Raw genomic sequence first — 19034 nt, forward strand, 5'->3', positions numbered from 1 at the left:
TCATGTATCAAACCGTAAACAAGTGCGGCGATCATACGATGAAAACCTACAATAAAGAAGTCAATTCCGGGCCGTAATGCAGTTTCCCCGTGCTGTTCGTGCACGCCTCCAAATTGGCCAGCGGCTCGGGCAAGGACGGATCGCTGTGGTGAGCCAACTTGAAGTATTCTTTTGCCTTGGTAAAAACGCCCTTCTGCGCCTCAATGCAGCCGAGCGCGTTATAAATGATCGAACGAAGCCGTTGGTTCGCCGCCTTCTCCAGCACCAGCCAGAAATTCTTGGCGGCTTTGTCGGATTGCTCCAGGTGCAGGTGGCACATCCCCAAATAGGTTCGGGTTAACACGCTGCCCGGAAACTGCTGCATAACCAGCTCAAACTGCGCCAAAGCCTGGGGAAACATCAGCAGCTTGTAATACCCTTGCCCCTTGATAAAGGCGGGGGCATCCAGTTCGGGAAGATCGGGCGTCTCCTTGGGCTCCAGACTACCGAACGCGTGGCGCAAATACCCCATCTTCTCCTCGAAGCACAGCCATTCCTCGATGATGCCGTCGCTCATATGCTGAAGCAGGCTCCATTTCTTCGCCAGCTCCTGCTTTTGGGCGTTGCCGGCCAAGGGATATTTCCGTGTGATTTCGTCCAACATCTCATTCATTTCCGCAAACACATGCTGAAACATCATTCGCATCCCCCCAAACGAAAATGAAATCAGTCCGAGCCTTACGTTCATTTTTTGTTTTGGGGCCGAATTTCATTCCCGCAGGGAGGAATTACACTTTTCGATGGCAAGGCCCGGCTGAATTCAAGATTCGGCGCCGCTTTACTTCTTAGCCATACTTCGTGATCCGAAGAGGCCTTTTTGAACTACCCCTTCCAATCAAGGTTCAAAAAGGCAGGTTCGGAGCACCGAGAAGGTTGGATGAAGCTAGGGATCGAGTAGCGCAGCGTAGCTGGAGGCTACGTGAGCACACGGAGAGCCCGCTGAATTCAAGATTCGACGCCGAGCCCGCTTCCCCGAGTCCGCTTTGTGATCCGAAGAGGCCTTTTTGAACTACCCTTTCCAATCAAGGTTCAAAAAGGCAGGTTCGGAGCACCGAGAAGGTTGGATGAAGCTAGGGATCGAGTAGCGCAGCGTAGCTGGAGGCTACGTGAGCACACGGAGAGCCCGCTGAATTCAAGATTCGACGCCGAGCCCGCTCCGCCGAGTCCGCTTCGTGATCCGAAGAGGCCTTTTTGAACTCCCCCTTCCAATCAAGGTTCAAAAAGGCAGGTTCGGAGCACCGAGAAGGTTGGATGAAGCTAGGGATCGAGTAGCGCAGCGTAGCTGGAGGCTACGTGAGCAACGGAGGGCCCGGCTGAATTCAAGATTCGACGCCGAGCCCGCTTCCCCGAGTCCGCTTCGTGATCCGAAGAGGCCTTTTTGAACTACAGCTTTAGCGGATCATGGCGTGGAGTTCTTGATGGGCCTTCTCCACCGGCCGGTTGTTCTCGTCGACGAATACGACCGTCGGCTTATGGCTGCGTACCTCTTCAGCCGACAGCTGCGCGTAGGAAATAATGATAACGTTGTCTCCCGGCTGCACCAGCCGCGCTGCCGCGCCGTTCAAACAGATGACGCCGCTGCCGCGGGGTCCCGGAATCACGTAAGTTTCCAGACGCGCGCCGTTGTTGTTGTTGACGATTTGCACCTGCTCGTTTTCCAACAGGTCCGACGCCTCCATCAAGTCCTCGTCAATCGTGATGCTGCCGACGTAATTCAAATTGGCTTCCGTCACGGTCGCCCGGTGAATTTTCGATTTCATCATCGTTCTATACATCAGTCGTTCACCTTCTTCGTCAAAATAACGTTATCGATCAGCCGGGTGTTGCCAAACTTCACAGCCACGGCGATCAGCACATCTTTCCGGCGACCGGCGGCGTCGAGCCGCTCTCCATCCGCCAGCGCGGTCAACCCCGGAAATTCGGCGACCTCCACGTAATCGATCACGGCAAGCGGTTCAGCCCCGATCGAATCGCGCAATTCGGCAAGCACCTCTCCTGCGGTTATGTTGGCTTCCGTATCGGCCTTAGCCTGCGCCGCAAGCAGACTGCGGGACAATACCAGCGCCGCCCTCCGTTCTTCCGCGCTGAGATATACGTTGCGGGAGCTGAGCGCAAGACCGTCGGCCTCACGCACAATCGGGCATGGGATGATTTCGACGTCAAAATTCAAGTCCTTCACCATCTGCGCGATGACCGCCACCTGCTGGGCATCCTTTTGCCCGAAATAAGCCCGGTCCGGCTGGACGATATGCAGCAGCTTGCCGACGACGGTCGTGACGCCGTCGAAATGGCCCGGCCGCGACGCGCCGCACAAGACGTCCGTCAAACCGGCGACCTTAATATTCGTTCGCGTCGGCTGCGGATACATCTCCTCCACGCTGGGGAGAAAGACGAAATCGACGCCCTCCCGCCCGGCCAAGGCCAGGTCTTTCTCAGGATCGCGGGGATAGCGTTCAAAATCCTCGTTGGGCCCGAACTGGATCGGGTTAACGAAAATGCTGAGCACCACCAGATCATTCTCCGCCCGTGCCTTGCGCAGCAGGCTGGCATGCCCCTCATGCAAATATCCCATCGTCGGCACGAGCGCGATTTTGATTGCTTTTCCGTCTCTCGCCGCCGTGAACCGCGCTTCCTTCAGCCGTTCACGGAGCGGGAGTATATTCGTAAAGGTCATCATGACCGGACTTCCACCTTTCCTTTGCCGTACAGCGTGCCGAGGGATTCCTGTACGCTTTGATCCGCACGGAAAACATGCTCCTCCGCCGGGAACGAGCGGCTTTTGACGTCGGCGACGTATTCCGAGATGCCGCGGCGCACCTGCGCCCCGAGATCGGCGTACGTTTTGACGAACCTTTTGTCCCGGTAATCCGCGGTATATTTCAACACATCGTGATACACCAGCACTTGGCCGTCGCAGCCGCGTCCCGCTCCGATGCCGATGGTCGGGATCGACAGCTCCTTGGAGATCGCCGTCGCCACTTCTTCGGCAACCAGCTCCAGCACGATGCCAAAGGCGCCGGCACGTTCCAGCGCTTTGGCGTCCTCCATCAGCCGTTTGGCATCCGCCGCGTCCTTGCCCTGCACCCGATAACCGCCGATCTGGTTGACAGACTGCGGCGTTAATCCGATGTGTCCCAGTACCGGGACGCCAGCGTGTACGATGGCCTGTACGGCCCCGGCAATTTCAGCGCCGCCTTCCATTTTGACGGCATGGGCATGGCCTTCCTGCATCAAGCGGCGGACGTTCCGCAACGTCTCATCGATACTCCCGTGATACGTCATAAACGGCATATCCGTGACGATGAACGTATGCCGCGCTCCACGTGCGACCGAACGGGAATGGTACACCATATCGTCCAGCGTCACGGGGATCGTCGAATCGTACCCTAACACCACGTTCCCCAGGGAGTCGCCGACCAGCAGCAGATCCGCGCCCGCTTCCTCGGCCAGTTGGGCCGACGGATAGTCGTACGCGGTGATCATGGCGAGCGGAATGCCGTCCTGCTTCATTTTTTTCATTTTGACGATGTTTAATGCCTGTTTACTTGCCATCTGATTCATCTCCTTCGGTTTGGGCGTGTGCGAGCCTTGAAAAAACGCGCACAACAAAAAAACCTTTTAGTTTGGCACTAAAAAGGTCCGAAGTTCAAAGAAGAGTTCATTCCTCGTTCTTCTGTCTCGGTCCTTCTTACGGCTCAGAGCAGAATCCAACGCAACTTGATCGTGGCTGTTCAAAAAGTCGGGCGACTTCGTGAACATTCACTTCCATACCTCCGACGAGCGCCCGGAGTGCCGTTCGGAACGATGCCGATACCGCCTCCTGTGCTCAGTATAACAAATTACGTTAACATTTTCATCCGCCAAGTTGTACTTCTCCAGAGAAAATCGTGAAAGGTTGTCCAGCCTGATCCAGGAGCAATAATGCGCCGCTGGCATCCAAGCCGGTTGCCTTGCCTTTCAGCACCCCGTTCGAGGTATCAACAGCGATCTCCCGGCCCAGCGTGATCGACAGCGCCTCCCACAAATGGCCGACCGGCCCAAAACCTTCCTGCGTGTATAGCTCGTAAAGCTGCTCCATTTCGTTCAGAACGGCCCCAATCAGTTCGGTTCGATCAATGCGGCGGCCGCTCTCCAGCGACAGCGACGTAGCGATAGGATTTAGCTCCTGCGGAATATCGTCCGCCTTCAGGTTCACGTCGATGCCGATGCCGGCGACGGCATAACGAATCCGTTCGTCTTCGGCCACCGATTCGACGAGAATGCCGCACAGCTTGCGCCCGTCGACCAGAATATCGTTAGGCCACTTGATCCCGGCATCCACGCCGCCGACTTTGCGCACGGCGCGGCACACCGCCACCGCAACAAGCAACGTCAACTGGGGGGCGATCGACAAAGGCTGCCGTTCCGGCCGCAGCAGAAGGCTCATCCAGATTCCTTTGCCGGGCGGCGAATACCAGCGCCGGCCTTGCCGCCCGCGCCCCGCCGTCTGCTCTTCGGCGAGCACCAGCGTGCCGTGCGGTGCCCCTTCCTCCGCCAGCTTTCGCGCTTCCTCCTGCGTGGAGGAAGTCGATTCGAGCAGCTTCAGTCTCCGCCCGAACGAGCGGTTCCCCTGCAGCGCATGCAGCAGCCCGGTTTGGCTTAGCTTGTCCGGTTGACGGATGAGCCGATATCCCCTCCGGGGGGCCGATTCGAATTCGTACCCTTCCTCGCGCAGCTTGGCGATTTGCTTCCACACCGCCGTCCGGCTGATCGACAGTCGACGGCTGAGCTCTTCACCGGATATATATTGCCCCGAATGCTCCAGGAGCATGTCAATCAATCGGTTTGCTTCCACCCTTGCTTCACCACCGTTTCCACATGTTCCAGAAGGGACTGACGTTCGTTGGGCAGCTCGCCCGCGGCGACCGCCAACTGCAGCTCCCTCATCAGCTCGCCAAGCCAGGGACCGCCTTTGCGTCCGGTCGCTTGCAGCACTTCGCCGCCGCTGACGGCCAGGTCCTTCAGCGTATGCACTTGCACCTCGCGGTGCCAACGGGCCGCACGCTCCAACACTGCACTGCCGGCCTGCCGCTCGGCGCCGCCGTTGACGGCCGCTTGCAGCACTGCCTGCTGACGGCGCAGCCACAGCCCGGCGATCTCGCGGCCGAACGCGACCTGCAGGCCGATCCAGCCGCGCCGCCGTTCGCGCTCGCCCAACGCCCCGGCCTGGATGGCTTCCCACGCCTCGTCAAAGCGGACGAGCCCCGCCGCTTCCAGAGCGGTCTGGTTCGGGAACGTCCAGCTTTTGAGCAGCGGGGAAGCCGCCTCGCCCGGGACGCCCAAGGCCTGCAGCAGCAGCGACCAGCGCTGCGCCGGCGGCGCGGCCTCCAGCAGCGGCAGCGCGGCCAGCAGCTCGCGGCGCGGCGGCTCGCGATGCAGCAGGCGCCGCGTCAGCTCCGCCTCTGCGGCCGCTCCTTGCGCCGCCTTCGCGTACCGCAGCAGCCCGCTGCGCTCCAACAAGGCCAGCCCGCGTCGCGGGTCCGGCCCCAGTACGATTCGATCCAGCTCCATGCGCACCCGCTCCGTTGCGATATAGCCCAGCTTGTCCCTCCCCGCAAGAAGCGCTCGCCATAAGCTCTTCACCGGGCGAAAGCCAAACGTCGAGGCGAATCGAACCGCCCGCAGCATGCGCAGGGCATCCTCTTCGAACCGTTCTTCGGCAATACCGACGCAGCGGATCAGTCCGCTCTCGATATCGGAGCGGCCGTCAAACGGATCAATCAGCTCGCCATCCAGTCCCCGGGCCATCGCGTTCATCGTAAAATCGCGCCGCCGCAAATCCTCGGCGACCGCATCCACGAAATCCACGGAAGCGGGACGACGGTGGTCCGCGTAATCCGACTCCTTGCGGAACGTCGTCACCTCGAACGCATGGTCCTCCATCAGCACCGTGACCGTGCCGTGCCGAATTCCCGTCGGCACCGTGCGGTCAAACAGCCGAACGACCTCCTCCGGTTTGGCGGAGGTGGCGATATCCATATCGTGGACCGGGCGTTCCATAAATTCGTCGCGGACGCAGCCCCCGACAAAAAAAGCCTTATGCCCACCATCGCGCAAGGCGCGCAGCACCTGTTCCCCTTGAACCAACATCAGCGGGTCTACCTGACTCCAGCGATCCGTCCCGATGGCGGACACCTCCCTTTCCAAAAAGTATTAACCTAGCTCCATACCCGGAACAGCAAGCGCAGGGCCCGAAGCCCTGCGCCGTATCCAACTTTCGATTCCCGCTCCGGCCCAACTTCAACGGCAAGCCGGATTTAACGTCGGCAACTGTCGGTTCAACACCCGGTAATAAATTTCTTCGTAGGTCGCCGTCGTCATCTGGCTGCTGAATTCGATTTTCGCCCGATTGATGCAAGCTTCGCGCATACGGGCAGCCAAATCGGGGTTCTGCAGCAACTGGATGCATTGCTCCGCCATCTGCTGGGTATCGCCGATCGGCGCCAAAAACCCGGTTTCGCCGTGCTTCACCAGCTCCGGAATCCCGCCAGCCAACGTGCCGACCGTCGGTACGCCGCATGCCATGGCTTCCAGGGCTACCAGGCCAAAACTCTCCTTCTCCGAAGGCAGCAGCAAGACATCGGCCATCGAAATGACATGCGCGATATCGTCCTGCTTGCCGAGGAAATGCACCCGGTCGGCAATGCCAAGATCCTTGATTTTACATTGGATTTTGGGCAGATCCGGCCCTTCACCGACGAACAGCAAGCGGGAAGGAACCTGCTCGTTCACTTGATGGAAAATGTCTACGACGTCGCCAACCCGTTTCACCGGCCGGAAATTGGAGATATGCATCAACACCTTCTCGCCCGGTGCGGCAAAATCCATCCGGCAGTTTTTCGCGTCCCGGGGATAATACACCCGTTCGTCGACGAAGTTGTAGGTCAGGTCGATATCCCGCGTAATGTCGAGCACTTCCCGGGTTTCCCGCATCAAGTCGCGCGAGACCGAGGTCACCGCGTCGCTTTCGTTGATCGCCAGCCGGATCAAGTCCTTCAGCGACTCATCCTGCGCCAGTACCGTGATATCCGTTCCGTGCAGGGTTGTCACGACCTTCAGCGAATCGCCGACCATCTGTTTGGCAAGGAAGGCGCAAACGGCGTGCGGCACCGCATAATGGACATGAAGGATATCCAGCCCTTGCGCCTTGGCCACCGTAGCCATCTTTGTCGCCAGGGACAGATCGTAAGGCGGATAACGGAACACGTAGTAATCGCTGACCTCGACTTCATGATAGAAAATATTCTTATGATAACTCCCTAAGCGAAAAGGAACGCTATGCGAGATGAAATGGACTTCGTGGCCCTTTTCCGCCAGCAACTTTCCCAGCTCGGTGGCCACTACCCCCGAACCGCCCAAGGATGGATAACAGGTGATGCCGATTTTTAAAAATGGTTCCATATGGTGGGGGCCTCCTTTGTCATTGTTCCCTCTTTCAGCTTATGTGCGAAGGGAGCCGAATAGATTTACCGGATAGGCGGTTTTCGCCATGAACCCTTCCGCGAACGGAATCAGCGAACGCTGTCCGATCAACGAATCCCGGGCTTTAACGCGTTCCACATACCCCTGGTTAAGCGGCGTTAAGGCGACGTCTTCGCCCGGCGAACCCGCCTCGAACTGGGAACGGTAGCATCGCAGCGCCCGCTCTTTCCGCTCGTAGGTTGCGCTCACGTCAACAATCAGATCCGGCGTTGTCCAATCATTGATGAAATAAAAATAGAGCTCGGGCGCCGGGACCGCCGGCTTGTCCGGCATATACCGGCGCAGCTTGGCGTTAAAAACCGCCGCCTCCACCAGCTTGCTGCAATCGATATGATCCGGATGGCGATCCTCCCAATACGGGGCGAACACGAGGCGCGGCGCAAACCGGCGAATGACCCCGGTTACCGCGGCCAGTTGGTTCTCCGCCCCGGTCAATCCGCGGTCGGGCAGTCCAAGGTTCACGCGCGCAGCCAAACCCAACGTTTCGGCCGCCGCTTCCGCTTCTTTCTTACGCAGCTCGGGATTGCCGTTGGAGGACAGCTCGGCTTCGGTCAAATCGCAAATGCCGACGCGATAACCCGCTGCCGTATGCTTGGCGATCGTGCCGGCCATACCGATCTCGGCATCATCCGCATGGGCGCCGAAGATCAGGATATCCAGCCTCTCGCTCATTTCGCCAGCCCCGGCTTATGCAGCTCCACCAGCTCGCGCCAGCCGAAATCGCCGCGATCCAGCGCGCGCACGAGGATCTCCGCGGTCGCCATGTTGGTCGCAACCGGAATGCCGTGCACGTCGCACAGGCGCAGCAGTGCGGTGATGTCCGGTTCATGAGGCTGCGCCATCAACGGATCGCGCAGGAAAATCACCAGGTCCATCTCGTTCTGGGCAATCAGCGCACCGATCTGCTGGTCCCCGCCCAGCGGTCCCGACAGGAAGCGGTGGATGGTAAGCGAAGTATTCTCCATGATTTGCTTCCCGGTTGTTCCTGTGGAATAAAGTTGTTTATCCTTGAATACATGCTCGTAAGCGATGGCGAAATTGACGATATCCTCTTTTTTGCGGTCATGAGCAATAAATGCGATGTTTAACATATGACTTATCCCCTTTATTCATCCATAAAATGTTCGAAACCGTAAACCATGCCTTTGCATTCGATCACTTTCTTGATCGCCAAATTGACTCCCGGCATATATCCGGCACGCTCATAGGAATCGTGGCGAATTTTGAGCGTCTGGCCAAAGCCGCCGAAAATGACCTCCTGCTGGGCAAATACGCCCGGCAAACGGACGCTATGTATCCGGAACCCATTATAATAGCCGCCGCGCGCCCCTTCGATCGTCTCCTCCTCGTTCGTGCTCCCCTGGCGCAGCTCCTGGCGGTTCTGAGCGATCAACTCGGCCGTCTTCACCGCCGTCCCCGAAGGGGCGTCCAGCTTCTGGTCGCCATGGTATTCGATGATTTCCAAGTGGGGAAAATATTTCGCCGCCTGCGCCGCAAAGCGCATCATCAGAATAGCCCCGATCGAGAAGTTCGGCGCGATCAAGCCACCGATCCCCCGGGTTTGGCACAGCTTGTCCAGATCCTCGATTTGCTCCGGCGTGAATCCGGTCGTGCCGATGACCGGCGAAACCCCGAGCCGGATCGCCAGCTCGGTGTTGGCGTAGGCGGACTGCGGCGTCGTGAAATCGACCAGCACCTGCGGTCTGGACTCGCTAAGCGCCTTATCCAGATCGCCGGTCAATGCCACGCCGCAAGCCGGAAGGCCGACCAGTGTTCCGGCATCAAGGCCGGCATCCGACAGACTTACGGCGGCAACCAGCCTAAGCTCCGGATCCTGGAGCACCATCTTCACTACTTCTCTGCCCATTCTGCCGGCGGCGCCCGCCACGGCAACTTTAATTGGTTCCGTCATGTTAATCTCCTCGCATTCTGTACTATGATGATTGCTTGATTCGCTGCTTCAACCGATGTTCCATCTCCTTCAGTTGCCCGGCCGCACCGGCGTCCAAAGGAAGGGCCGACGCATCGCGAACCGCCTGCAGCGCAAGATCGTAGCATTCCAGTTCGCCATAAGCGATCGCCAGCCATACCTGAGCATCCATCGACAACGGATCGAGCTCCACGGCGCGCTTTAGCATGCGGACTGCCGGCTCGGCCGCGGCTTTCCGCTTAACGCCCGGCATCTCCAGCTGACGTTTGGCCATCTGGGTGAGTTCCATAGCCTGCAAACGGTCGTAATGCAGTTTATATTCGTCCTGGGCAGGCTCCAGGGCCGCAGCAAGGCGCGCATGCTGAAGCGCCTTATCCAACTGCCCGCTCCGGGCGCAGGTGATCGAGTACCGATAATGGATATCCGCGTGATCCGGTTGAACGTCAAGCGCTCGCTCGAACCAATGCAACGCCTGCTCAAAATCGTTTTCATAGATGCTTCGATAAGCTCTATGCAAATAATCCTCCGCCTTCATGTGCTATCCCCCTTTGCTGTAGGGATGATCATACCAACAGCATATGAAGGATGACCTTATTCGGTGTCCTTTTTCGTCCATCGGTCCGCATCGCGGGTGGCGAATTTATACATGACCCGATCATGGGCCTCGGTCAGATCGATGCCGAGCGAATTGGCGAAGCAGATCGTAATGAACAGAATGTCGCCTAACTCCAGCTCGATGGAATTATCCGGCTCGTCCTTCTTCTTCGGCTTTTCGCCGAAGGTATGGTTGACCTCGCGGGCCAGCTCGCCCACTTCCTCGGCCATTCGGGCCAGCATGGTCAGCGGGCTGAAATACCCCTCTTTAAACTGCGAGATGTAACGGTCTACTTCGCGCTGCATTTCCGCGAGAGATTTTTCTTTGTCTCTATCCAAGCGCCGATCCCTCCGCTTTTTGTCCCGTTTTCCCCTATGTTATCGTAAGTAGATGACGAAAACAAATCATTTTTTAATCGGCACGGAAAAAGGTATACTAGGAGAGGCAGATCTAACCAATGGCCGATCGGTTGCAACATCTATATCAAATAAGTTAGGGATAGGTGAGGTTTTTTCATGGCTTCAAGCAAACTTTCCGGATTTCTCAAAACGCTGCTGCCGATTTTGCTCGGTACGGCGATATATGCGTTTGGACTCCTTTATTTTATCTTGCCCAACCAGTTGATGGAAGGCGGAGTTACCGGGGTAACGCTGCTGCTGAACTATGCGTTTGGCATCTCGCCTTCGCTTTCGAACCTGCTGCTCAACATCCCCTTGTTTCTGCTCGGCTGGAAAATCCTCGGCGGACGGCAAATTATCTGGACCGGAATCGGGATCGGTTCGCTGACCTTCTTCCTGTGGCTGTTCGAGCGAATGATCAAGGGGGGCTGGATTCTGCCGTTCGAGACGCAAACGGACTATATCCTCGTATCGCTGTATGCGGGCGTGACGCTGGGCGCAGGGCTGGGCATCGTTTTCCGTTTTGGCGGCACGACCGGGGGATCGGATATCGTGGCCCGGATTCTTGGACGTAAATACGGATTCAGTATGGGACAGGTCATTTTAACGCTGGATATCGTCATTATCGGGTTGTCGCTCTTTTATATTAGGAAGGAAAATATTTTGTATACGCTCGTCGCCGTGTTTATCGCCTCCAAGGTGATCGATTTCATTCAGGAAGGCGCGTATTCCGCCAAGGCGTTTACGATCATCAGCGATGATGCGCCGGCGATTGCCGACATCATTACGAAAGAGATGGATCGCGGCGTAACGTTGATTCCGGCGATCGGCGCTTACTCCAAGCAGGCGAAGCATATGGCTTACTGCGTCGTATCGCGCCAGGAGATCCGGCGGCTGCAGTCGATCGCCAAATCGGTCGACCCGCGGGCGTTCATTATCATCAGCGACGTGCATGACGTGCACGGAGAAGGATTCAAAGAGGATTAAGATGAAAAAAGCAGAGAGGCTAAGGAAATCCTTGCCTCTCTGCTTTTTTGAGTGCAGCCCTAGAATGGAGGACGGCAAATTTTTGTCGCTATCGCTCTCCGCTCGATTAGCCATCGGCTACAGCCGGTACCGGTATGCCTCCTCTTCCCTGCGAGGCTCCCGCACCGCGATTACCGTTTGCGAAGCCCGATACTTGCGGATGCCCGTGTAGGTTAAAGCCAGCACGATCCACAGACCGATCAGGCCGCTCCAATACCACGGGCTGTCAAAGCCGGTGATCGGCAGGAATACGGGCTCGTCTCCCCGGCGGCCGAACAGCGCCTTTAACGCGCCATCTCCCTGTGTGATGGCCCCTTTCAAGGCCGCTTCGTCCCAGGTCCGTTCCTCGCTCAACCGGCCGGCGTAGGACAGCCAGGAATCGAAGCGGTTAACATCGGCTGCCGGGCGACGGATGACCGCGGCGGGCCGGACCACGTCGTAATGGCCCTGCAGAGCCTGGAACGCCTTGCGCACCTCCGCCGGTTTCCCGCCGGCGCGCGCCCGGTCCATCTGCTGCAGGTTATCGGCCATGACTTTATAATATTGCTGCCATAAGGCCTTATCCGGATGCAGCAGGCTGTTGACCGCCAGCCGCAAGCGGGCCGAGGAAAGCGCCCACTCCTCTGGCCGGACCTCGGCCTTCACCAGCGTCTCCTTGGTGTCCATGATCGTCTCCGCCAAGGCGTGGATTCCCTCCACCGACGTCAATCCCTTGAAGGATACGCCCTCCAGTGCGGCGATCAGCGTTTCCATATCGGCCATCGCCTCCTGGGCACTTCCCTGCTGCATATGCTCGTACAGCCGTTCCGACGCAGCTTCAAGCTGCTGCAGCCGCTCGCTGCGCTCCTGCTCCGATAAGGCGAATGCACCGGTCGACGACGTTCCTGCCTTCCCCCCCGTTCCGCTCCCTGCCGGCTGAGCGATTACCGCCGCACTCCAGATCAGCATCGCGGCAAGCAAAGCCAGCGCGGCCGCAGCCCGTTTCACCCAAGTTCTTCTCACGGACATCCCCTCCCTACCATCATGGTATGGCAGGCTGTCCCACGTTAGAACTTGCTCTTAAGCGCGTTTGGCCTGTTTCAACGCCAGCCAACCGGCCGCTACGCTGGCCACCGTCAGAACCACGGTGAAAACCGCCACCGCGGAGACATCGTCCCATAACGTCTCCGGCAGCCAGGGATAAACCTCATACGTGTAATCCACCGTATCGTTGAGCAGCGTCCAGGCTCCCGCGCCCAGCAGCATGAACGGACCAAATTTGTACAATCGGACGAATAGCAGCGATTCTACGGCCATCGCCAAATGGGAGGCGACGAGCATCCAGTCCTGCCATACGAGAACTCCGCCCTGGTGCGCTCCGGCAAAAATCATCGAAACGGCCCACACGCCGTATTTCACGCTCGTCACGACGGCCAACCCCTCGATTAAGGTGCGGAAACGGTAATATTTCCCCAGCTTTCCCGGGAACAGCAGGAACAACAGGCTTAACGTGAAAAACAAGCTTGCCGTCGGGCTGTCCGGAACGAATACGATCTGCCAATGCGGGTGATTCCGCCAGGTGTCCAGCAGTTGTGCGTCATACCAGATATAGCCGTAAATCGTGCCCAAAAGATTACAGACGAACAAAGTCCATAATATGAAACGCGAGGATAGAAATGAGGTGCTCCAAAAATCCGATAGTTTCAACGCGATATCCCTCTTTTTCACGAAAATCGCGCCGGTCCACATCCGCGCGAATCCGGCCCGCAAGCTTAAAAAACCTGACCGCATCACGATCAGGTTTTCACATTACTTCCTATTTTACTGCTCCGATTTTTGTTTCGCAAGCCACTCGGCCAAATGGTCGATGTCCTGATCCGTCAAACCGGCGTTAATTGCCGTGATGTACATCTCAGGCATCTTGCCGTTGTAACCTTCTTTTATAATGGATAGAATCGCTTCCTTGTCATGCTTGTCGCCGACTCCGCGCAGCGAAGGTCCGCCCGCCCCTTTCAGGTCCGCAGCATGGCAGGATACGCAAGTGGCCTTCTTGTAGATCTCCATCGCCGGATCGTCCTTATCCACGATAGCGACCTCTTCCTGACGGTTCGCGTTGGACGTCGGCAAGCCCTTCTCCCGGTTCTCGCGGGCTTGTTCTTCCCGTTGAATATGCTCCGGCACTTGCCCCGTCGCTTCAAGCTCATGCTGGTAATGCGTCCAGGCGAAGTTCGTTAAGTAAACGACCGCAGCGATCGACAGCAGCATCAGCGACGAAGCGATCGGACGCTTATAGAAGCGGCGCTCCTTGCCCCGATCAAGGAACGGAGCAAGCAGCAGCCCGCCGAACATCACTCCGGGAATCCCCAGCGTGCCGAGTACGACGTAATCGCCGGAGGCATAAGGATATTTCAAATATTGATACAGGAACAGGAAATACCAGTCCGGCATCGGAATAACCGAAGCGGTCGGATTGGCCGGGAAGCCAAGCGGAGCCGGTTCCGAAATGGTCAGCACCAGGAAGCCGACAAGCACGACCACGCCGACCATCCATTCCTTCAGCAAAAAGTTGGGAATGAACGCTTCCGACTTGCCCGGATAAGCCGTATAATCCGGCGGCGTGATAAAGCCCTTGCCCTTACGGACGCGGGAATCGCCGACGTACACGACTTTTTCCTTCGAATTGTCATGATGAGCCATGTCCCTTTTGCCCCCCTTCTCTTATAGAGGTAGTTCAATTCATGGTTTCGTTAACATCGTTTCTTACAACGGACCGGAAATCCCTTGTCTGCGGATCATGATAAAATGACCTACCAAAAGGATCAGCAAGACCGCCGGAAGGAAGAACACGTGAATGGCAAAGAACCGGGTTAACGTTTCAGCCCCTACGATCGAACCGCCCTGCAGCAGTTCCTTAATGACCGGACCAAGCACCGGTACAGAGTTGGCGATTTCCAAAGTGACCTTCGTGGCGAAATAAGCTTTGTTATCCCATGGCAGCAAATACCCCGTCAAGCCGAGACCGATCATGACGAAGAAAATCAGCATACCGACAACCCAGTTCATTTCGCGCGGGGCTTTGTACGAGCCGGTGAAGAACACGCGAAGCGTATGTAAGAACATCATAACGATAACCAAGCTTGCCCCCCAGTGGTGCATCCCGCGAACGATTTGGCCAAAAGCGACCTGCGTCTGCAAGTATTCCACACTAGCATAGGCGTTAATAATATCGGGGACGTAATACATGGTCAGAAACATCCCCGACAGGATCTGGATGACCGTGATAAAAAACGTCAGGCCGCCGAAGCAATACACAAACGCGGAAAAGTGGTGCGCCGGGTTCACGTGCTCCGGAACCTCGTGATCGGCCACATCGCGCCAGATCGGCGTGATATCAAGACGTTCGTCAATCCAGTCATACACATTTTTAAACATCCGAATCTACGCCTCCTTATTTCACGATGGTGTTCGGGATGATATCCCCCAGATATACCCAATCGTCCTTGATCATCACCTTGTACTCATCAAGCGGCTTCGACGCGACCGCCAGTTGCTTGCCTTCCTTGGTATAATGCGCGCCATGGCAAGGGCAGTGGTATTCATTCGGGAATTTCTTGTCGTTATTCCAGCCGACCGTGCACCCCAAATGTTTACAAATCGGTGAAAGCGCATAAATATTTCCGCTCTCGTCTTTGCGAATCCAAGCCGTAAGGGAGGCCGTACTCAAATACCAGCCGTCCTGCTGCTTGAGCTCGAACGAGAATTCCTGCGGCTCACTCGTGATTTTGCTGACTTCCACAACTTTGACGAAGGAGCCTTCGCCTTTCTTGTGCAATATCGGATCGACCGCGAAGCGAACCATGGGAAGCGTCACCCCACCCACCATGAAAGCAGTGGCGCCACCTAGCGTGTATGTAAGAAATTGCCGACGGGACATCTCTTTGCGAATAGGCGGTTTATGCGAGGATTCCTGCGAGTCATGCTGATTGCTCATATATCTTCAACCCCCTTTGCCAAGCAATTGTTTCCGAGTGTTACAATGATATTTATCACAATATCGCGTAAGACATATTAATAATATATTAGCGTTTTAGGAGCGTCAAGAATTTGACACATTTTTTTGCTCACCGAAAAGCTTGTCCTCCTCGAAATTGTCGATATTTTGTCACAATCTTCAAACCTTCTTCGATTGCCACAATTCTTGTACGGCCGCCTTCACTTGTCCTTCGGCCCTCTTCCCGAAATCCGGCGCAAAACGCTGCGGCGTCACGATCAAATCGGCGTTGGGAAGTTCCTCGTCGGTCCATTCGTAAGCGGCGGAGACGACGATGGCATAGGCAAACCCGCTGGCCTTGACATTTCGGCACAAGTCATTAATAGCCTGCGTCATATCTTGGGTTTGATATTGGAAGGACGGATACGTAACCACTCTCCCTTTGAAAGGAACTTCCACCCAATCAAGCAGATTCCTCAACCTTTCCAGCCACTCCGTCACTTCATACGGCCGTTCCAGCCCGGTTAATCCCGTGACCGGGATTAGGCAAGTATCCAAATACGGGCCTAGTTCCTCCCATGCGGAGGCTTCAATTTCACTGAACTTCATGTGATAACCCCTTTTCCGATCGATGTCTTTCCATTATAAACAGGGCTCCTTGACAATTCCATCCTTCTTGCTGTACTATCGATCTGGAAAATAGATCACACTAAATATTAGATTGATTTATGTTCAGAATGATGGATAAATCACTTATCAAGCAAGGGGGGGGAAGATTTATGGACGTTCGTAAACATACACCCATGCCAATCAACGCCGAGCAAAGCAAGCTCCTCGAAAGCGCTTTGCGCATCAAAATCTTAAACGTGCTGGCCGATGAGCCGCACACCGCCAAGCAGGTCGCCGATCTTTTGGGCAAAACACCCGGAAATGTACATTATCACATTCAGAAGCTTTATGACGGCGGGCTCTTGGACTTAGTCAGTACCCAAACGGTTGGGGGCGTCCTCGAAAAGTATTACCGCTCCAAGACAACGTTTTTTCAGCCCGAGCATTTCACCGGTTTCCATTATCTCGAAGGCATGCCGCAATTTCGGGTTGCGACGCGTTTGCTGCTGTCCCCGGAGCAATCTCAGGAGTTCATTGACGAGTTGGATGCCCTGGTCCGCAAATGGGAGGCGAAGGACACCGATGGCGCCGAATACGGCGTATTATTCACCATGGGGCGCGTACAGGACAGTGACTCGAGTTCCGAGTGCTGACGAGGAGGATTTTCTATGAGTCTTGAAACTTCACAAGCGGAAGACAGCGCTGTTAGGCAGGCGGCCCAACCGTCCCACAAGCCGGCAGCCAAGCATGCGTTCGCCGGATTCGCCGAGCCGTTCCGCAAATCCAAAGCATTCCCCTATTTATGGCTGGGGCAGTTGGTTTCTTTCCTCGGCAGCTCCGTAACCATGGTCATCCTACCGATCATCGTCTATTCCCTGACTGGATCAACCACTACGATGGGAATGCTTATGGCTGCCTATATGCTGCCCAACATCGTCATGCTGCCCATCTCCGGTACGCTTGTCGACCGCTATAATCGCACGAACCTGATGCTGCTGACGGATCTGCTTCGTTTTGCGGTGATGGCCGTCCTGGCGATATTGTTGTTTGCGGATGCCTTAACGATTCAACTGCTGTTTATCTTGGTCACGTCGTATGGCTTAATGGACGGCTTATTCCAGCCCGCGTATGCCGCTACCCGCGCCACGGTATTCACCCCGGAAATCCGCAATTCCGCCAATGCGCTAACGCAAATCAGCAATCAGGCCGTTCGTCTGATTGGACCTTCCCTGGGCGGGATCCTGGTCACGTTCTTCTCGGCGGGCTGGGGAGTGGCGCTGGATGCCTTGACTTATGTTGCTTCGTTTCTTTGTTTGTTCGGGCTGCGGAAGCTCGTCCCTCATCGACCGAAGGCGGTTGGCGAGAGCGCGGGGATGGGTGCGGATTTCAAGGAAGGCTTGTCCGTGCTGAAGGCCAACCCCTGGCTTTGGGTCACCATTCTGGCTTTCTCCTTGGTTAACATTTGCTTCGGTGCGATTATCACGGTGGTCATCCCCTGGTTATTCAAAATTCACCTGGATTTGAAACCGTATGTTTACGGCCTTGCCGTAACCTGCTCGGGAATTGGAGCGATTGGCGCCGGCTTGCTGTTTGGTATGAAGAAACGCTGGCGGTACCGCGGAAGGATTGCGTACGGTGGCGCGTTATTGAGCGGGATCTCCCTGCTGTTGATGGCCACAACCCCTGGCCCAATCGTTCTCTGTGCCCTCTTTGCCCTGGAAGGATTCGGGCTGATGATGTTTGGCTTGATCTGGGAAACCAGCATGCAGGAGTTGGTTCCTCAGGAAACGTTCGGCCGCGTGGCCAGCCTCGATATGCTTGGGTCGTTTGCCCTGCTCCCGATCGGTTATATCGTGGTCGGTTGGCTAGCCGATTACATCGGCGGTCTGCAAACGATCACGCTGTTTGCGGAAATCGGATCACTGGCCGTCTTGACCGTCATGTTTACCCCGGCCATCCGCAACTACGATTAATTCCATGGTTGGTCCGCAAAAAAACCGTCCCATCCGTTATTTGTTGTGAACAGACGGGGCGGCTTGCCTTTAACGTTCTTCCAATGTTTTCAGTTCATCCGTCAGGAGCCGGAAGGCAACCTCATCGCCATTCGCCAAGGCGGTGTCGATCTCGTTGTAGATCTGTTCCGAGCGATGCTTCCGGAGCGCTTCGTCCCATATCATTTCCGCCGCCAATCCAAGCATTGCTTCATAAGTAACCTTCATCTGATCCATAGGATGCACCTCCAAACCATCGTTCAATAATCTCTTTGCCACCCTAAATGACCGTCGGGACGATCCATTTAAGGGATCCTATATTCTTTGCCTTTGGTCACATAGCTTTCCGTCGTCCGCCGCATCCGCTCTAAATCGTCTTCGGTCAGTTCACGCACGACTTTGGCAGGCGAACCCAGGGAAAGCGTATAGGGTGGAATTTTCGTATTTTCCGTCACTAAAGAACCTGCTCCTACTAAAGCATATTCACCGATATCCGCTCCGTTTAGGACGATCGCCCCCATGCCGATTAATGTGCCCGTGCCTATGCGGCATCCGTGGATCACGGCGGCATGGCCCACGGATACGTCGTCGCCAACGATCAAGGGCTGTGAAGCATTGACATGTCCGATCACGCCGTCCTGTAGATTGGTGCGGCTGCCGACGACGATTTCCGCCAGATCCCCGCGAAGTACCGCATTATACCAAACGCTCGACTCGCTCCCTATGCGGACGTCCCCGATCAGCTTGGCTCCAGCCGCCATAAATACGCTTCCATCGATCTGAGGGAATCTCCCTTGATAAGGAATCAACACGGCCTATCACTCTCCCTGCTTGAATTGCGAGTGATTGTAGCAATTCGAGACATCCCTGTCAAGGCGGGTCTTAAATCCGGCCTGAATGCCGCTTCCGCCTAGGCCGAAGCATCTTGCTGTAGAAATATATGTATGTTCGTTGC

At 56.2% G+C, this 19034-nt stretch carries 23 protein-coding genes; 3 read left to right on the forward strand and 20 right to left on the reverse strand.

Annotated features, from left to right (window positions below):
• Nucleotides 1-46 precede the first annotated feature (46 nt).
• From ACZF99_RS14705 to ACZF99_RS14760, 12 genes are all read right to left on the reverse strand, one after another.
• Nucleotides 47-679, reverse strand: a complete 633-nt coding sequence (locus tag ACZF99_RS14705) for a hypothetical protein (RefSeq protein WP_483605827.1) — start codon at nucleotides 677-679, stop codon at nucleotides 47-49.
• Nucleotides 680-1430: 751 nt separating this feature from the next.
• Nucleotides 1431-1814 carry an aspartate 1-decarboxylase gene (gene panD, locus ACZF99_RS14710; RefSeq protein WP_483605828.1) on the reverse strand — a complete coding sequence of 128 codons (384 nt, stop codon included), beginning with the start codon at nucleotides 1812-1814 and terminating at the stop codon, nucleotides 1431-1433.
• Nucleotides 1814-2716: a pantoate--beta-alanine ligase gene (gene panC, locus ACZF99_RS14715; protein ID WP_483605829.1), complete on the reverse strand. Its 903-nt coding sequence runs from the start codon at nucleotides 2714-2716 to the stop codon at nucleotides 1814-1816. The genes panD and panC overlap by 1 nt, the downstream gene beginning before the upstream one ends.
• Entirely contained in the window at nucleotides 2713-3591 is an 879-nt protein-coding gene (gene panB, locus ACZF99_RS14720) for a 3-methyl-2-oxobutanoate hydroxymethyltransferase (protein ID WP_483605830.1), read from the reverse strand. Before panB ends, panC begins: the two co-directional genes overlap by 4 nt.
• A 301-nt stretch (nucleotides 3592-3892) precedes the next feature.
• Nucleotides 3893-4849: a biotin--[acetyl-CoA-carboxylase] ligase gene (locus ACZF99_RS14725; RefSeq protein ID WP_483612741.1), complete on the reverse strand. Its 957-nt coding sequence runs from the start codon at nucleotides 4847-4849 to the stop codon at nucleotides 3893-3895.
• Nucleotides 4850-4854: 5 nt separating this feature from the next.
• Complete coding sequence (locus ACZF99_RS14730) at nucleotides 4855-6213, reverse strand: CCA tRNA nucleotidyltransferase (RefSeq protein ID WP_483605831.1); 1359 nt, start codon at nucleotides 6211-6213, stop codon at nucleotides 4855-4857.
• Nucleotides 6214-6318: 105 nt separating this feature from the next.
• Nucleotides 6319-7479: an N-acetyl-alpha-D-glucosaminyl L-malate synthase BshA gene (gene bshA, locus ACZF99_RS14735; protein ID WP_483605832.1), complete on the reverse strand. Its 1161-nt coding sequence runs from the start codon at nucleotides 7477-7479 to the stop codon at nucleotides 6319-6321.
• A 39-nt stretch (nucleotides 7480-7518) separates the two neighbouring features.
• Nucleotides 7519-8232: a bacillithiol biosynthesis deacetylase BshB1 gene (bshB1, locus tag ACZF99_RS14740; protein ID WP_483605834.1), complete on the reverse strand. Its 714-nt coding sequence runs from the start codon at nucleotides 8230-8232 to the stop codon at nucleotides 7519-7521.
• Nucleotides 8229-8651: a methylglyoxal synthase gene (gene mgsA / locus ACZF99_RS14745; protein ID WP_483605835.1), complete on the reverse strand. Its 423-nt coding sequence runs from the start codon at nucleotides 8649-8651 to the stop codon at nucleotides 8229-8231. Before mgsA ends, bshB1 begins: the two co-directional genes overlap by 4 nt.
• Nucleotides 8652-8665: 14 nt before the next feature.
• Nucleotides 8666-9472: a 4-hydroxy-tetrahydrodipicolinate reductase gene (gene dapB, locus ACZF99_RS14750; RefSeq protein ID WP_483605836.1), complete on the reverse strand. Its 807-nt coding sequence runs from the start codon at nucleotides 9470-9472 to the stop codon at nucleotides 8666-8668.
• A gap of 22 nt (nucleotides 9473-9494) precedes the next feature.
• On the reverse strand, nucleotides 9495-10025 hold the full coding sequence (locus ACZF99_RS14755; RefSeq protein ID WP_483605837.1) for a tetratricopeptide repeat protein: 531 nt from the start codon (nucleotides 10023-10025) through the stop codon (nucleotides 9495-9497).
• A 56-nt stretch (nucleotides 10026-10081) separates the two neighbouring features.
• Nucleotides 10082-10390, reverse strand: a complete 309-nt coding sequence (locus ACZF99_RS14760; RefSeq protein WP_483612743.1) for a nucleotide pyrophosphohydrolase — start codon at nucleotides 10388-10390, stop codon at nucleotides 10082-10084.
• 210 nt (nucleotides 10391-10600) lie between these two features.
• On the opposite strand from ACZF99_RS14760, the gene ACZF99_RS14765 reads away from it, so the two are divergent.
• Nucleotides 10601-11470: a YitT family protein gene (locus ACZF99_RS14765; protein WP_483605839.1), complete on the forward strand. Its 870-nt coding sequence runs from the start codon at nucleotides 10601-10603 to the stop codon at nucleotides 11468-11470.
• A gap of 117 nt (nucleotides 11471-11587) precedes the next feature.
• On the opposite strand, the gene ACZF99_RS14770 is transcribed toward ACZF99_RS14765, so the two are convergent.
• The 6 genes from ACZF99_RS14770 to ACZF99_RS14795 all read right to left on the reverse strand — a co-directional run bounded on the left by ACZF99_RS14770 (nucleotide 11588) and on the right by ACZF99_RS14795 (nucleotide 16088).
• Nucleotides 11588-12511: a sporulation protein YpjB gene (locus ACZF99_RS14770; RefSeq protein WP_483605840.1), complete on the reverse strand. Its 924-nt coding sequence runs from the start codon at nucleotides 12509-12511 to the stop codon at nucleotides 11588-11590.
• Nucleotides 12512-12568: 57 nt separating this feature from the next.
• Complete coding sequence (locus ACZF99_RS14775; protein WP_483612745.1) at nucleotides 12569-13195, reverse strand: DUF1405 domain-containing protein; 627 nt, start codon at nucleotides 13193-13195, stop codon at nucleotides 12569-12571.
• Between the two features lie 114 nt (nucleotides 13196-13309).
• A complete protein-coding gene (locus tag ACZF99_RS14780) occupies nucleotides 13310-14185 on the reverse strand; it encodes a c-type cytochrome (RefSeq protein ID WP_483605842.1) in 876 nt (291 codons plus the stop codon).
• 63 nt (nucleotides 14186-14248) lie between these two features.
• Nucleotides 14249-14920, reverse strand: coding sequence for a menaquinol-cytochrome c reductase cytochrome b subunit (gene qcrB / locus ACZF99_RS14785; RefSeq protein WP_483605844.1), 672 nt, complete (start codon nucleotides 14918-14920; stop codon nucleotides 14249-14251).
• Nucleotides 14921-14936: 16 nt separating this feature from the next.
• Nucleotides 14937-15479, reverse strand: a complete 543-nt coding sequence (locus ACZF99_RS14790; protein ID WP_483605845.1) for a Rieske (2Fe-2S) protein — start codon at nucleotides 15477-15479, stop codon at nucleotides 14937-14939.
• 180 nt (nucleotides 15480-15659) lie between these two features.
• Nucleotides 15660-16088, reverse strand: a complete 429-nt coding sequence (locus ACZF99_RS14795; RefSeq protein WP_483605846.1) for a DUF2487 family protein — start codon at nucleotides 16086-16088, stop codon at nucleotides 15660-15662.
• 170 nt (nucleotides 16089-16258) lie between these two features.
• Between ACZF99_RS14795 and ACZF99_RS14800 the strand changes: the two genes are divergently transcribed.
• Both ACZF99_RS14800 and ACZF99_RS14805 read left to right on the forward strand, forming a co-directional pair.
• Entirely contained in the window at nucleotides 16259-16741 is a 483-nt protein-coding gene (locus ACZF99_RS14800; RefSeq protein ID WP_483605847.1) for an ArsR/SmtB family transcription factor, read from the forward strand.
• A 15-nt stretch (nucleotides 16742-16756) separates the two neighbouring features.
• Entirely contained in the window at nucleotides 16757-18061 is a 1305-nt protein-coding gene (locus ACZF99_RS14805) for an MFS transporter (RefSeq protein ID WP_483605848.1), read from the forward strand.
• Nucleotides 18062-18130: 69 nt separating this feature from the next.
• Here ACZF99_RS14805 and ACZF99_RS14810 read toward each other — a convergent pair whose 3' ends face one another.
• Together ACZF99_RS14810 and ACZF99_RS14815 are read right to left on the reverse strand one after the other, a co-directional pair.
• Entirely contained in the window at nucleotides 18131-18316 is a 186-nt protein-coding gene (locus tag ACZF99_RS14810) for an IDEAL domain-containing protein (RefSeq protein WP_009226994.1), read from the reverse strand.
• A 68-nt stretch (nucleotides 18317-18384) separates the two neighbouring features.
• A complete protein-coding gene (locus ACZF99_RS14815; protein ID WP_483605849.1) occupies nucleotides 18385-18891 on the reverse strand; it encodes a gamma carbonic anhydrase family protein in 507 nt (168 codons plus the stop codon).
• Between the last annotated feature and the right edge of the window lie 143 nt (nucleotides 18892-19034).

The organism is Paenibacillus sp. JL3B1040 (assembly GCF_057063165.1).

What these genes read in the sequence shown, in the direction of transcription:
- ACZF99_RS14705 (WP_483605827.1), bottom strand. Translation starts at nt 679, where the DNA reads ATGATGTTTCAGCATGTGTTTGCGGAAATGAATGAGATGTTGGACGAA.
- panD (WP_483605828.1), bottom strand. Translation starts at nt 1,814, where the DNA reads ATGTATAGAACGATGATGAAATCGAAAATTCACCGGGCGACCGTGACG.
- panC (WP_483605829.1), bottom strand. Translation starts at nt 2,716, where the DNA reads ATGATGACCTTTACGAATATACTCCCGCTCCGTGAACGGCTGAAGGAA.
- panB (WP_483605830.1), bottom strand. Translation starts at nt 3,591, where the DNA reads ATGGCAAGTAAACAGGCATTAAACATCGTCAAAATGAAAAAAATGAAG.
- ACZF99_RS14725 (WP_483612741.1), bottom strand. Translation starts at nt 4,849, where the DNA reads ATGCTCCTGGAGCATTCGGGGCAATATATATCCGGTGAAGAGCTCAGC.
- bshA (WP_483605832.1), bottom strand. Translation starts at nt 7,479, where the DNA reads ATGGAACCATTTTTAAAAATCGGCATCACCTGTTATCCATCCTTGGGC.
- bshB1 (WP_483605834.1), bottom strand. Translation starts at nt 8,232, where the DNA reads ATGAGCGAGAGGCTGGATATCCTGATCTTCGGCGCCCATGCGGATGAT.
- mgsA (WP_483605835.1), bottom strand. Translation starts at nt 8,651, where the DNA reads ATGTTAAACATCGCATTTATTGCTCATGACCGCAAAAAAGAGGATATC.
- dapB (WP_483605836.1), bottom strand. Translation starts at nt 9,472, where the DNA reads ATGACGGAACCAATTAAAGTTGCCGTGGCGGGCGCCGCCGGCAGAATG.
- ACZF99_RS14755 (WP_483605837.1), bottom strand. Translation starts at nt 10,025, where the DNA reads ATGAAGGCGGAGGATTATTTGCATAGAGCTTATCGAAGCATCTATGAA.
- ACZF99_RS14760 (WP_483612743.1), bottom strand. Translation starts at nt 10,390, where the DNA reads ATGCAGCGCGAAGTAGACCGTTACATCTCGCAGTTTAAAGAGGGGTAT.
- ACZF99_RS14765 (WP_483605839.1), top strand. Translation starts at nt 10,601, where the DNA reads ATGGCTTCAAGCAAACTTTCCGGATTTCTCAAAACGCTGCTGCCGATT.
- ACZF99_RS14780 (WP_483605842.1), bottom strand. Translation starts at nt 14,185, where the DNA reads ATGGCTCATCATGACAATTCGAAGGAAAAAGTCGTGTACGTCGGCGAT.
- qcrB (WP_483605844.1), bottom strand. Translation starts at nt 14,920, where the DNA reads ATGTTTAAAAATGTGTATGACTGGATTGACGAACGTCTTGATATCACG.
- ACZF99_RS14790 (WP_483605845.1), bottom strand. Translation starts at nt 15,479, where the DNA reads ATGAGCAATCAGCATGACTCGCAGGAATCCTCGCATAAACCGCCTATT.
- ACZF99_RS14795 (WP_483605846.1), bottom strand. Translation starts at nt 16,088, where the DNA reads ATGAAGTTCAGTGAAATTGAAGCCTCCGCATGGGAGGAACTAGGCCCG.
- ACZF99_RS14800 (WP_483605847.1), top strand. Translation starts at nt 16,259, where the DNA reads ATGGACGTTCGTAAACATACACCCATGCCAATCAACGCCGAGCAAAGC.
- ACZF99_RS14805 (WP_483605848.1), top strand. Translation starts at nt 16,757, where the DNA reads ATGAGTCTTGAAACTTCACAAGCGGAAGACAGCGCTGTTAGGCAGGCG.
- ACZF99_RS14810 (WP_009226994.1), bottom strand. Translation starts at nt 18,316, where the DNA reads ATGGATCAGATGAAGGTTACTTATGAAGCAATGCTTGGATTGGCGGCG.